General features: G+C 70.4%; 10 protein-coding genes and 1 pseudogene. 6 read left to right on the forward strand and 5 right to left on the reverse strand.

Features of this window, described 5'->3' with window-relative positions:
• The first annotated feature begins 108 nt into the window (after positions 1 to 108).
• Positions 109 to 1,017: a DMT family transporter gene (locus FNV62_RS17095; protein WP_169081037.1), complete on the forward strand. Its 909-nt coding sequence runs from the start codon at positions 109 to 111 to the stop codon at positions 1,015 to 1,017.
• On the opposite strand, the gene FNV62_RS17100 is transcribed toward FNV62_RS17095, so the two are convergent.
• Positions 968 to 3,964: a bifunctional [glutamine synthetase] adenylyltransferase/[glutamine synthetase]-adenylyl-L-tyrosine phosphorylase gene (locus tag FNV62_RS17100; RefSeq protein ID WP_097284388.1), complete on the reverse strand. Its 2,997-nt coding sequence runs from the start codon at positions 3,962 to 3,964 to the stop codon at positions 968 to 970. The two genes, FNV62_RS17095 and FNV62_RS17100, sit on opposite strands and share 50 nt — an antisense overlap.
• A gap of 324 nt (positions 3,965 to 4,288) precedes the next feature.
• Between FNV62_RS17100 and FNV62_RS17105 the strand changes: the two genes are divergently transcribed.
• The 3 genes from FNV62_RS17105 to FNV62_RS17115 are packed head-to-tail and all read left to right on the forward strand — an operon-like array spanning position 4,289 to position 7,630.
• On the forward strand, positions 4,289 to 5,179 hold the full coding sequence (locus tag FNV62_RS17105; protein ID WP_054230828.1) for an alkaline phosphatase family protein: 891 nt from the start codon (positions 4,289 to 4,291) through the stop codon (positions 5,177 to 5,179).
• Between the two features lies 1 nt (position 5,180).
• On the forward strand, positions 5,181 to 6,608 hold the full coding sequence (locus FNV62_RS17110) for an MFS transporter (RefSeq protein ID WP_205523150.1): 1,428 nt from the start codon (positions 5,181 to 5,183) through the stop codon (positions 6,606 to 6,608).
• Entirely contained in the window at positions 6,605 to 7,630 is a 1,026-nt protein-coding gene (locus tag FNV62_RS17115) for a TolB family protein (RefSeq protein ID WP_144315361.1), read from the forward strand. The genes FNV62_RS17110 and FNV62_RS17115 overlap by 4 nt, the downstream gene beginning before the upstream one ends.
• 59 nt (positions 7,631 to 7,689) lie before the next feature.
• Here FNV62_RS17115 and FNV62_RS17120 read toward each other — a convergent pair whose 3' ends face one another.
• Both FNV62_RS17120 and FNV62_RS17125 read right to left on the reverse strand, forming a co-directional pair.
• Positions 7,690 to 8,862, reverse strand: coding sequence for a GDSL-type esterase/lipase family protein (locus FNV62_RS17120; RefSeq protein WP_054230830.1), 1,173 nt, complete (start codon positions 8,860 to 8,862; stop codon positions 7,690 to 7,692).
• 136 nt (positions 8,863 to 8,998) lie between these two features.
• Positions 8,999 to 9,562: pseudogene (locus FNV62_RS17125) on the reverse strand (TetR/AcrR family transcriptional regulator); the annotation flags it as partial.
• Positions 9,563 to 9,633: 71 nt separating this feature from the next.
• Here FNV62_RS17125 and FNV62_RS17130 point away from each other — a divergent pair.
• The gene (locus FNV62_RS17130) at positions 9,634 to 10,125 is read left to right on the forward strand and encodes an FBP domain-containing protein (protein WP_054231030.1); all 492 of its coding nucleotides are present in this window, start codon (positions 9,634 to 9,636) and stop codon (positions 10,123 to 10,125) included.
• 118 nt (positions 10,126 to 10,243) lie between these two features.
• A complete protein-coding gene (locus FNV62_RS17135) occupies positions 10,244 to 10,837 on the forward strand; it encodes a GNAT family N-acetyltransferase (protein WP_225900269.1) in 594 nt (197 codons plus the stop codon).
• A 9-nt stretch (positions 10,838 to 10,846) separates the two neighbouring features.
• Here the strand turns inward: FNV62_RS17135 and FNV62_RS17140 are convergent, their stop codons facing one another.
• Positions 10,847 to 11,191 carry a hypothetical protein gene (locus FNV62_RS17140; protein ID WP_143601433.1) on the reverse strand — a complete coding sequence of 115 codons (345 nt, stop codon included), beginning with the start codon at positions 11,189 to 11,191 and terminating at the stop codon, positions 10,847 to 10,849.
• A gap of 268 nt (positions 11,192 to 11,459) precedes the next feature.
• On the reverse strand, positions 11,460 to 12,821 hold the full coding sequence (gene glnA / locus FNV62_RS17145; protein ID WP_054230834.1) for a type I glutamate--ammonia ligase: 1,362 nt from the start codon (positions 12,819 to 12,821) through the stop codon (positions 11,460 to 11,462).
• Positions 12,822 to 13,083 lie beyond the last annotated feature (262 nt).

Consider the following 13,083-nt stretch of genomic DNA (forward strand, 5'->3'; position numbering starts at 1 on the left):
CTTAACAGTGCATGCAAAACACTTCACTTGTTCTCAACTCAAAACCCAAGGACCGTAGGACGCATGCCAAGCCCCCAAGCCGCCTCCCCCCTCCGTTCCTCTCTCCGCATGGCCACCCTGGCGCTCCTCTGGGGCTCCGGCTTCCTCTGGATCAAGGTGGCCCTGGACCACGGCCTGTCCCCCGCCCACCTCACCCTCACGCGCTGCGCCCTGGGCACGGCGGTCCTCCTGCTCCTGGCCCGCGGGGCGCACCAGCGCCTCCCCCGCTCCCGCGCACTCTGGCTCCATGTGACCGTCGCGGCGCTGTTCTGCAACGCGATCCCCTTCGCCCTCTTCGCGCTCGGCGAGCAGACGGTCGACTCGGGGATCGCGGGGGTCATGAACGCGACCACTCCCCTCTGGTCGCTCCTCCTGGGCGCGGTTCTCGGCACGGACCGCGCCCTCCACCCCCTCCGCCTGACCGGGCTGTTCCTCGGCTTCGCGGGCGTCCTGCTGATCTTCGCCCCCTGGCAGCACGACGGCCTGACCGGCTGGGGCGCCGGAGCCCTCCTGGCCGCCGCGGCGAGCTATGCGATCGCCTTCACCTACATGGCCCGCCATCTCACACCCCGCGGCGCCCCCCTGGCCGTATCGGCGGCCCAACTCCTCATGGCCACGGCGTGGACGACCCTGGCCCTCCCCGCGGCGGCCCCCACCCACCCCGACGGCACGGCCCTGCTGGCGGTCACCGTCCTCGGCGTCTTCTCCACCGGCCTGACCTTCTACCTCAACTACCGCATGATCGCCGAAGAGGGCCCCACCAGCGCGGCCACGGTCGGCTACCTGCTCCCCGTGGTCTCGGTGACGCTCGGCGCCCTGGTCCTGAACGAGACGCTCGGCGCCCGCACCCTGGCGGGCATGGCGGTGGTCCTGGCCGGAGTGGCAGCCACCCGCACCCGCCCCCGGACGGAAGGGGCCGTGCCGGGGCTCAGGCCCCGTAGAACAGCACCTCCACGACGGCCCGAGCCCGCCGAGTGATCCGCCGGTAGTCCTCGAGCATGTCGCCGACATGACCGGGCCCGTACCCCAGGTACCGCCCGACCGCGGCGAGTTCACGCCCGTCGGAGGGAAACGTGTCCCCGGCCCGCCCCCGCACCAGCATCACCGCGTTGCGCACCCGCGTGGCCAGCACCCATGCCTCGTCCAGGATGGCCGCGTCCTCCCCGGACACCAGCCCCGCCGCGCACGCCGCGCCCAGCGCCTCCCGTGTCCGAGTGGTCCGCAGCCCCGGCTCCACCCACCCGTGCTGCAACTGGAACAGCTGCACGGTCCACTCCACGTCGGACAGCCCGCCCCGCCCCAGCTTCGTGTGCAGCGTCGGATCGGCCCCGCGGGGCATCCGCTCCGACTCCATCCGGGCCTTCAGCCGCCGGATCTCCCGTACGGCGTCGTCACCGAGCCCCTCCGCGGGATACCGCAGCGGATCGACCAGTTCGATGAACCGCCGCCCCAGGTCCTCGTCCCCCGCGACGATCTCGGCCCGCAGGAGGGCCTGCGACTCCCACACCAACGACCACCGCCGGTAGTAGGCCTCATAGGAGTTCAGCGTCCGCACCAAAGGCCCGGACTTCCCCTCGGGCCGCAGATCGGCGTCGATCAGCAAGGGCGGATCCGCGCTGGAGACCTGAAGCAACCGCCGCATCTCCGAGACAACCGCGTTGGCCGCCCGGGATGCCTCCTGCTCGTCGACACCCTCCCGGGGCTCATGCACGAACAGCACGTCCGCGTCGGACCCGTAACCGAGTTCGTGCCCCCCGAACCGCCCCATCCCGATGACGGCGAACCGCGTGGGCAGCGTGTCCCCCCACCTGTCCCGCACCACGGCCCGCAGGGTCCCCGCCAGCGTCGCCGCCGTCAGGTCGGAAACGGCCCCGCCCACCTGATCCACCAGCGCGCCCTGATCGGCGACGGCCGGCGTCTCCTCGGTGCCGTACGAGGCGACGATGTCCGCGGCGGCCGTACGGAACAGCTCCCGCCGCCGCACGCCACGCGCGGCGGTCACCGCCTGCTCGCCCCCGTCGGCGCGCCTCACCGCGGCGAGGATCTCCTGCTCCAGATGGGCACGGCCGCGCGGTTCGAGCCCGCCCCCGTCCCCGTCGCCGAGCAGGGCGACGGCCTCCGGCGCCCGCATCAGCAGGTCCGGGGCGAGCCGCCCGGCCGACAGCACCCGCGCCAGGTTCTCCGCCGCGGCCCCTTCGTCCCTCAACAGCCGCAGATACCAGGGGGTCTTGCCCAGGGCGTCCGACACCTTGCGGAAGTTCAGCAACCCGGCGTCGGGATCGGCGGAATCCGCGAACCACCCCAACAGCACGGGCAGCAGGGTCCGCTGGATCGCGGCCTTCCGCGAGACCCCGGAAGCCAGCGCCTCCAGATGCCGCAAGGCCGCGGCCGGGTCGGCGTACCCGAGGGCGACGAGCCGCTCCCGCGCCGCGTTCGGACTCAGCCGGCTCTCGCCCGGGGCGAGTTGGGCCACGGCGTCCAGCAGCGGCCGGTAGAACAACTTCTCGTGCAGCCGCCGTACGACAGCCGCGTGCCGCTTCCACTCACGGTTCAGCTCGACGACGGGATCGGCCCGCAGCCCGAGCGACCGCCCGATGCGCCGCAGATCGGCATCGTCCTCGGGCACCAGATGGGTCCGCCGCAGCCGGTAGAGCTGTATCCGGTGCTCCATGGACCGCAGGAACCGATAGGCCTCGTCGAGCTGCACGGCGTCGGCCCGCCCGACATACCCGCCGGCCGCGAGCGCCTTCAACGCGTCCAGTGTGGTCCCGCTGCGCAGCGAGGTGTCGGCCCGCCCATGCACCAACTGGAGCAGCTGCACGGCGAATTCGACATCGCGCAGTCCTCCCGGTCCGAGTTTCAGCTCGCGCTCGATCTCGGCGACGGGGATGTTCTCCACGACCCGCCGCCGCATCTTCTGTACGTCGGCGACGAAGTTCTCCCGCTCGGCGGCGTGCCACACCAGGGGCGCCAGCGTGGCCACGTACTCCTCGCCGAGCCCGAGGTCCCCGGCCACGGGCCGCGCCTTCAACAGCGCCTGGAACTCCCAGGTCTTGGCCCACCGCTGGTAGTAGGCGAGGTGACTGCTCAGGGTCCGCACCAGCGGCCCGTTCCGCCCCTCGGGCCGCAGATTCGCGTCGACGGGCCAGATGCTGCCCTCGACGGTGGTCTCGGAACAGATCCGCATCATGTGGGAGGCGAGCCGGGTGGCGGCCTGCAACGCCTTGCGCTCGTCGGCCCCGTCCACCGCCTCCCCCACGAAGATGACGTCGACGTCGGACACGTAGTTCAGCTCGTGCCCCCCGCACTTCCCCATCGCGACCACCGCGAGCCGGCACAGCGCGGCGTCGTCGGGCGCGGCCCTGCCGGCGATGGCGAGCGCGGCGCGCAGGGTGGCCGTGGCGAGGTCGGCGAGTTCGGCGGCGGTCTGGGCGAGGTCGGTGGTGCCGCACACGTCACGTGCGGCGATGGACAGCAGGCAGCGCCGGTAGGCGACGCGCAGGGCGACGGGATCGGTCGCCTGCGCGAGCCCCCGCTCGAACTCCCGTACCCCGGGGTGGAGGTCCTGCGGCTCGTACGTCACGAGCTCATGCCAGTCGCGCGGGTGCCGGGCGAGGTGGTCGGCGAGGGCGGCGGAGGCACCGAGGACGCCGAGCAGCCGGTCGCGCAGCGGCTTGGCCGCGATCAGGGTGTCGAGGAGTTCCCGCTCGGCGATGTGACCGTCCTGCGCCTCGACGAGCCGCACGAGTCCGAGCAGCGCGAGATCGGGATCGGCGGTGGCGCCGAGCGCGTCGAGGAGCACCGGATCGGACCGTACGGGCTCGAGCTCCGCGCCGTCCAGGAGCCGCTCGGCGGCCGACGGATCGGTGAAGCCGTGTCGCAGCAGCCGCGTGAAGGTACTGCTCCTGCGCCCCGGCGCCATCATCCTGGGCCCTCCCGTCGGATCAGGTCGCACGACCGGTCCGATCAAGGTCGTACGAGCCCGAGCCTAACCCCGGTCCCCGCGGTGGCGCCCCGCGCCGGAATCGGCTTCCGTAGGAGGTGTCCTTGGATGCGGCCCGCGCGAGCGGCGAGGAAGGTAAGAAAAGTAAGAAGGCGAGCGCGGTGGCGACGACCGCGCAGCCCGAGAGGTAAGCAGTTCATCAGCTCTTCACCCCGCCGGTTGGGTGGCTTGACGCAGGGGAATGTTGGCGTGTGCATGCTCTGTCCGCACCGCCACCGTCGTCTTCCCCCCCACCGGAGGTCTGAAGTGTCCGGCAGAAACGTGTACCGCCGCAGTCGTGCCGTCGTGGCGTCCGCCCTCGCCTTCACCGCAGCCGCGGTGGGCCTGTGGACCGGCCTCGGCGGCTCCACGACCGCGCACGCCGCGGCCGGGGTACCGACCCCGGACCACGTGGTCGTCGTGGTCTTCGAGAACCACGCGTACAGCCAGGTGATCGGCTCCTCCAGCGCCCCGTACATCAACTCGCTCAAGACCGGCGGCGCCAACCTCACCTCGTCGTACGCCGAGACGCACCCGAGCCAGCCCAACTACTACGCCCTCTTCTCCGGCTCCACCCAGGGCATCACCGACGACAGCTGTGTCACCCCCGGCTTCTCCTCCGCCGCGAACCTCGCCTCCGAGGTGATCGCGGCGGGCAGGACCTGGGCCAGCTACAACGAGACGCTGCCCAGCCAGGGTTCCACGACGTGCAGCAGCGGCAACTACGCGCAGAAGCACAACCCGTGGTTCGGCTTCAGCAACGTACCGACGTCGTCCGCGAAGACCTTCACCCAGTTCCCGACGGACTACACGACGCTTCCGCAGGTCTCCTTCGTGGTCCCCAACCTGTGCAGCGACATGCACGACTGCTCGGTGTCGACCGGTGACACCTGGCTGAAGAACAAGCTGGGCGCGTACGCGACCTGGGCCAAGACCCACAACAGTCTGCTCGTCGTCACCTTCGACGAGGACAACCGGCTCAGCGGCAACAAGATCCCGACCGTGTTCTACGGCCAGCAGGTGACCGCGGGATCCACCAGCTCGACCACCTACAACCACTACGACCTGCTGCGCACCCTGGAGGACTCGCAGGGCCTGTCGACACACGCGGGCAACGCCGCCTCCGGCAAGGACATCACCGGCATCTGGACGTCCTGAGATGTACGTGGCGGACAGCCGCGCCTCCACGAGTGCGGCGTCCGCGGAAGGCGCCGTCCGGCCTCGTGCCGGACGGCGCCGTGCCGCGGTCGCGCCCACGGTGCTGGCGCTCGGCGCGGTCAGTCTCATCACCGACGTCTCCTCGGAGATGGTCACGGCGGTACTGCCCCTGTACCTGGTGACGGGCCTTGGCCTGTCCCCGCTGGGCTTCGGCCTCCTGGACGGCATCTACAACGGCTTCTCAGCTCTCGTCCGGCTGATCGGGGGCCACCTGGCCGACCGCGGCGGCGGTCGCCACAAGTGGGTGGCGGGCTTCGGCTACGCCCTCTCGGCGGCCTGCAAGCCCCTGCTGCTCCTGGCCCACACGCTCACCCCGATCGGCCTGATCCTGGCCGCCGACCGCACCGGCAAGGGCCTGCGCACGGCCCCGCGCGACGCGCTGATCTCGCTGTCGAGCACGCCGGAGACACGGGGGCGCGCGTTCGGCGTGCACCGGGCGATGGACACGGCGGGCGCGCTGTTCGGTCCCCTCGTGGCCTTCCTGATCCTGCGGGCCACGGTCGACGGGTACGACGCGGTGTTCACGGTGAGCTTCTGCGTGGCGGTGGTGGGCGTACTGGTCCTGGTGCTGTTCGTGCCGAACAGTGTGAACGGCGCCCGTACGAAGCCAGATCCGGACGGCGCTCGCACGAAGTCCGGTCCCGACGACGCCCATACGAAGTCCGCTCCCGACGGCACTCGCACCAAGTCCGCTCCCGACAGCGCTCGTTCGCCGACGACAGGGACGGCACCGCAGGCGATCTCCGGGGACACCGCACCCCGCCCCACCCTGCGCGCGGCCCTCGCCCTCCTCGCCCGCCCCGACCTGCGCCGCGTCACCCTCTGCGCGCTCCTCCTGGGCCTCGCGACGGTCAGCGACTCCTTCGTCTACCTGCTTCTCCAACGGCGCCTGGGCGTACCGGACCGCTGGTTCGCGCTGCTGCCCCTCGGCACGGCGGCGGCCTTCCTGCTCCTGGCCGTCCCGCTCGGCCGCCTCGCGGACCGGGTCGGCCGCTGGCGGGTGTTCCTGGCCGGCCACGGCGCCCTGCTCCTCGCGTACGCCCTCCTGCTCACCTCCTGGCACGGAACGGCACTGCCGTACGCCGTCCTGCTCCTGCACGGCTGCTTCTACTCCGCCACCGACGGCGTACTGATGGCGGTGGCCTCGGAGAGCGTGCCCGAGGAACTGCGCTCGTCCGGTCTCGCCCTCGTCCAGACCGGCCAGGCCCTGGCCCGTTTCGTCTGCTCGCTCGGCTTCGGCGCGGCGTGGACGGCGTGGGGCGACCGTACGGCGCTCACGGCGTCGACGGTGGCGCTGGCGCTCTGCGCCCTGTTCGCGCTCACACTCCGCCGTCCCGCCCCCTCCGCCCCTTCAGAAGGCCTCGCATGACCCTCCGTACCCGCATCCTGGTCCTGATCTCGGCGCTGGTCGTCCTGGCGGGCGTGGCCACGGCCTCCGTCCTGCACGCCTCGGCCCGCGCGGACCGCAAGAACCAGACCCAGCCCGGCGGCCCGAGGATCACCGCGGGCACGGTCGCGCTCGCCACCGGGTCCGGGAGCCGCATGATCTTCCGGAACATGGCCTGGGGCCCGCACCGCGACGAACTGACGACGGTCCCGGCATCGAACCCCTCGGGGCCCCGCACGGCGTCGAAGGTCAAATGCCTCCGCTTCTACGCGGCCGCGGGCACCGGTGTCTGCCTCCAGTCGGTGCACGGCCCGGTCCAGGACACCTACCGGGCCGTCATCCTCGACACGCGCCTGCGCGAGACGGCCCGCTACGACGTCCCCGGCATCCCGTCCCGCGCCCGCGTCTCCCCCAGCGGCAGGTACGCCGCGTGGACGGCCTTCGTCGGCGGCGACTCGTACGCGGGTACGAACTTCTCCACGCGCGCGGCGATCGTGGACACGAGAACGGGGAAACTCACCCCCTCCTTGGAGGCGTTCCGCGTCGTGAAGGACGGCAGGACGTACCACGCGGCGGACGTCAACTTCTGGGGCATCACGTTCGCGGCCGACGACCGCACGTTCTACGCGACACTGGCGACGAAGGGCACGACGTACCTGGTCCGAGGAGACCTCCGGGCCCGCACCCTCACGACCCTCCACGCCAACGTCGAGTGCCCGTCGCTCTCCCCCGACAGCACGCGCGTCGCCTACAAGAAGCGCGTGCCGGGTCTGTCGAAGGACGCCCCCTGGCACCTGTACGTCCTCGACCTGCGCACGATGCGCGAAACCCCGCTGGCCGAGCCCCGCAGCGTCGACGACCAGGTGGTCTGGCGCGACGACCGCACGATCGTCTACGCCCTCCCCGGCGACTACGGAGCCGACCTCTACACCGTCCCGTCCGACGGCACGGGAAAGCCGCGGCGCATCAGCACCGCGGCGGTGTCTCCCGCGTACGTGAACTAGCCGACGGCGTACGCGAACCAGTCGACGGCGTGCGTGAACCAGGCGACGGCGTACGTGAACTAGGCGAAGGCGCCCTGGGCGGTGAAGGCCAGCTTGGCGAAGCGTTCGCCGATACGGCGATGGGTGGCGGCGTCCGGGTGGAGCTGGTCGGGCAGCGGCAACTCGGCGAAGTCGGCCTCACCGTAGAGGTCCAGGCCGTCCAGGTGGTGCAGGTTCGGATCCTCGGCCGCCCGCTGCTCCACGATCCGGGCCAGTTCCTCGCGGATGACACGCAACGTCAGTTTCCCGCTCGCGCGCTCCGCCGGATCCCCCACGGCCAGGAACCGCAGCCGCCCCGCACCGATGTCGGAGAGGTCCGGGGCGGTGGGCCCGGGCGTGTCCTCATGGATGGGGCACAGAAGAGGCGAGACGACCAGCAGCGGCGTGGTGGGATGCCCGTCACGGACGGTGTCGAGAAAGCCGTGCACCGCCGGGCCGAAGGCACGCAACCGCATCGCGTCGGTGTTGACCAGATTGATCCCGATCTTGACGCTGATCAGGTCGGCGGCGGTGTCCCTCATGGCCCGCGCGGTGAACGGATCGAGCAGAGCGCTCCCGCTCAGCCCCAGGTTGATCAGTTCCACACCGGCGAGTGAGGCGGCGAGCGCGGGCCAGGTGGAGGTGGGCCCGGCGGCGGTGGAACCGTGACTGATCGAGCTGCCGTGATGCAGCCACACCCTGCGTCCCCGGTCCGGCGCGGGCTCGACGGGGGCGTCGGTGCGCAGGGCGACGAGTTCGGTGGTCTCGTCGTACGGCAGCCAGATCTCGACGTCCTTGACGCCGTCGGACAGACCGTCGAAACGGAGGGTACCGACCGCTCCCGGCCGGGTCGAGGCCGCGCCGGTGGCCATGTCGACGGTCATCGCATTGCCGCCGATCACGCTCGCCCGCCCCGCCGGCCGGCCGTCGACGACCAACTCGTACACCCCGTCCGGACGGGGCGGCGCACCCACGTAGACGAGCTTGGTGGGCAACGTGTCCAGCTCGACGGCGGTGGCCCGGGTACGGAAGACCAGCCGTACGCCGGAGGGCTGGGCCTCGGCCATGGCGAGCTGTCCGTCGGGGATCTGCCCGCGGGCCCGGGCGGGCAGCCGGTGCGGGAGGACACCGCGTTCGGTGGGCTCCAGGTCGAGGGCACCGCGCAGGAGGTCGGCGGTGACGGGTGTGGTGATCCAGTCGTGGTCGGTGGTCATGGCCTCGGTGTCTCCGTCAAAACTCTCGGGCGCCGGAATCGGCAGGAGTGACGATTCCGGCGGGACGATCAGGGGCGGATGCGGGCCCGGTCGCTGTCACCGATGTCGCTGATGTCGCTGATGTCGCCGCCGCGCTCGCGGGCCAGTTCCGCAGCAGCGCGTCGAGGGCGTCCAGCATCCGCACCCAGGTCTCCTGCGTGTCGGGGGCGCTGTGGCTGAACCCTCCCCCCATCTCCAGGCTGACGTAGCCGTGGAAGAAGCTGCCCAGCAGCCGGACGGCGTGCGTCTGGTCCGGCTCCGTCAGCGCGTAGCCACGCAGGATCGCCCGCGTCATCTGCGCGTGCCGCCCACCGGCGCTGGCGGCGGCCGTTGCCGGATCGAGCCTGAACTGGGCGGCGGCATAGCGGCCGGGATACTCCCGGGCGTAGTCGCGGTAGACGTTCGCGAGAGCGGCCAGGGCGTCCTTGCCCGCCCGTCCGGCCAGCGCGGCGGCGCCCCGGTCGGCGAGTTCCTCCAGGGCGAGCAGGGCGATCCGGGTCTTGAGGTCCTGGGAGTTCTTCACGTGCGAGTACAGGCTCGCGACCTTCACGTCGAAGCGCCTGGCGAGCTCCGAGACGGTCACCTGATCGAAGCCGACCTCGTCGGCCAGCTCGGCCCCGGCAAGAACCAGACGTTCCGTGGTCAACCCGACGCGCACCATAACCTTCCTCCCACTTGCCATAATAGCTAATCTATTTGCCTAACACCTTTAGGCAATTTACCATGGCTCTCATGAAGCCGCTGACCGAACAAGAGATCCGCGCCGCGTTCGTGAACTGCACCAAGGGCGAGGCGAAGCGCCTGTCCGTCCCACGCGACCTGGCCGACCACCCCTGGGACGACCTGGACTACCTCGGCTGGCGAGATCCCCAGTCCCCCGAACGCGCCTACCTCGTCCTCGAACTGAACGGCCACCCGAAGGCCCTGGTCCTGCGCAGCCCCAGCCCCACCTCCTGGCAGACCCGGCGCAGCATGTGCTCGATGTGCCTGACCACCCACACCGGCGGCGTCTCCCTGATGGTCGCCCCGAAGGCGGGCAAGGCCGGCCAGCAGGGCAACTCGGTCGGCGCCTACATCTGCAGCGACCTCTCCTGCTCCCTGTACGTACGAGGCAAGAAGGACGCGGGCGCCGGCGCCCGCCTCCACGAGTCACTCACGCTGGAGGAGAAGATCCAACGAACGGTGACGAACCTGACGGCGTTCCTCACGAAGGTGACGGCTTGACGGCGTACGACCCCTGCCGCGCTCCGGCGAGGAGGCGTGCGAGGAGACCCGTGAGAAGGCCCGCAAGAAGACCCGTAGGAAGAAGATCGTCACAGGTCACCGGATCTATTCTGCTCCGGTGACCAACCAGCCGCTTGAGGGCACTGTCGTCCGCCTCGTCCATCTGTCTCCCGACCACGCCGAGGCTCTCTTCCCGTCGGCGTCCGACCCCGAGGTCTGGCGGTGGATGCCCCGGGCACGACCCGAGACCGTGGACCAACTGCGCGAGTGGCTCGGCGAGATGACCGCCGACCCGACGCGACGCTGCTTCGCGGTGCAGCGCCGTGACGACGGCACCGTGATCGGTTCGACCAGCATGTACGACCTCGACCTGGCCGAGAGCCGCACCGAGATCGGCGCGACCTGGTTCGACCGTTCCTGCTGGGGCGGCCCCTACAACGTCGAGTCCAAACTGCTGCTGTTCGCCCACGCCTTCGAAGACCTGCGCCTGGCTCGGCTCGCCCTGCGCACCGACAACCTCAACGTGCGGTCCCAGCAGGCCCTGGCCCGCCTCGGCCTGGTCCACGAAGGAACCCTGCGCAGCCATATGCGCCGCCCGGACGGCACCCGCCGCGACTCCCTTTACTACAGCCTGCTCGCCGACGAATGGCCCACCGTCCGCGAGACACTACGCGCCCGGGTCACCGCCAAAACCACACTCTTGTTGGCCTAGAGCGTTGGCCTAGAGCTGGTCTCGCCACCATGGCACGTCCAGGTTGTCGACCTGGATGGCCTTGCCCCTCGTCAAAATCTTGTCGTCGAGAGCCGACACGAGGGCGCGCAGCTCGCGGGAGCTCTTCTTGGGCAGGGCATGCAGCACAGCTTCGAGGTGATCGCGGAAGTAGGCCGGGTCGCAGCAGCCGGGGACACCGCATCGTTGCGCCGTGAACGGGTCGGCGATGCGTCTGAGCGGGCCGTGGGCAAGGGCCTTCCAGTGCCAGAACGCCTCTGCCGTGGCCTCGGGCCAGAAGCGGGCGCGTTCGAGCCGGCCGAGATCGGCCGTGCAGGATCCTGACAGGCGATCCATGGACGGGTACCGCCGCCGCCTCACATGGCGGGCAGGGACCTCGCCCCGCAGGGCTGATGGGCGCCTACGCGGCATCGCCCCTTGCGTTGTCGGTCATGGGAGCAAGCTACATAACCACGTAGCGGGCGGCCACCATGTATCCCGTACTGAGCCCACCCCGAGACGCGGGCGCATGATCTGATGCGGCGCCGTGAACGCCGTAGGGCCGACGGTCGGTGACCGTCGGCCCTACGTGCCGTTCTGGCGGGATGCCCGATTCGACCTGCGTCTACAGCACCGGCAGGTTCTTGCGGAGCTCGAAGGCGGTGACCTCGGAGCGGTACTCCTCCCACTCCGACTTCTTGTTGCGCAAGAAGAAGTCGAAGACGTGTTCGCCGAGGGTCTCGGCGACGAGTTCGCTGCGCTGCATGAGGGTGAGGGCCTCGCCGAGGTTCTGGGGCAGCGGCTCGATGCCCATCGCGCGGCGCTCGGCGTCGGAGAGGGCCCAGACGTCGTCGTCGGCGCCGGGCGGGAGCTCGTAGCCCTCCTCGATGCCCTTCAGGCCGGCGGCCAGGAGCAGGGCGTAGGCCAGGTACGGGTTCGCGCCCGAGTCGATGGAGCGGACCTCGACGCGTGCCGAGCCGGTCTTGCCGGGCTTGTACATCGGGACGCGGACGAGCGCGGAGCGGTTGTTGTGGCCCCAGCAGATGTACGAGGGGGCCTCGCCGCCGGCGCCCGCGGTGCGCTCCGAGCCGCCCCAGATGCGCTTGTAGGAGTTGACCCACTGGTTGGTGACGGCGGAGATCTCCGCCGCGTGCTTCAGCAGGCCCGCGATGAAGGAGCGGCCGACCTTCGACAGCTGGTACTCCGAGCCCGACTCGTAGAACGCGTTGCGGTCGCCCTCGAAGAGGGAGAGGTGCGTGTGCATACCGGAGCCGGGGTGCTCGGAGAAGGGCTTGGGCATGAACGTCGCCTGGACGCCCTGCTCCAGCGCGACCTGCTTCATGACCAGGCGGAACGTCATGATGTTGTCGGCCGTGGAGAGCGCGTCGGCGTAGCGCAGGTCGATCTCCTGCTGGCCGGGGGCGCCCTCATGGTGGGAGAACTCGACCGAGATGCCCATCGACTCCAGCATGGTGATCGCCTGGCGGCGGAAGTCCATGCCGACGTTCTGCGGGGTGTGGTCGAAGTAGCCGGAGTTGTCGGCCGGGGTCGGGCGCGAGCCGTCCAGCGGGCGGTCCTTCAGCAGGAAGAACTCGATCTCCGGGTGGGTGTAGAAGGTGAAGCCCAGGTCGGAGGTCTTCGCGAGGGCGCGCTTGAGGACGTAGCGCGGGTCCGCGAAGGACGGGGAGCCGTCCGGCATCAGGATGTCGCAGAACATGCGGGCCGTGCCGGGGGCCTCCGCGCGCCACGGCAGCACCTGGAACGTCGACGGGTCCGGCTTGGCGATCATGTCGGACTCGTACACCCGGGCGAAGCCCTCGATGGCCGAGCCGTCGAAGCCGATGCCCTCGTCGAAGGCCTGCTCCAGCTCGGCCGGAGCCACAGCCACCGACTTGAGGAAGCCCAGCACGTCCGTGAACCACAGCCGAACGAACCGGATGTCCCGCTCCTCCAGTGTCCGGAGCACGAACTCCTGCTGCTTGTCCATCTTCCGCTTCCACCCATCCTTGCTGGTCAGGCCGCCTGCTCCCACGCCTCGGGGACGGTCGGGGCACCTGAGCATCCCACCACAACACCATTTCATGCGCGTTGCGGACCATGATCGCCCGGGCGACCGCGGTCTGAACGCCTCGCGTACGGCAGGTGTCCTGCTCTGGTGCCCATACTGCCTGCTCATCCGCCTGTCTGTAATGGCCGACCCCCAGACTCTCTCCTCATGAGCTTTAATTTGCATCTTAGATGCAAGTTTT

The sequence above is a fragment of the Streptomyces sp. RLB3-17 genome (assembly GCF_007113425.2).
Lineage (GTDB): Bacteria > Actinomycetota > Actinomycetes > Streptomycetales > Streptomycetaceae > Streptomyces > Streptomyces mirabilis_D.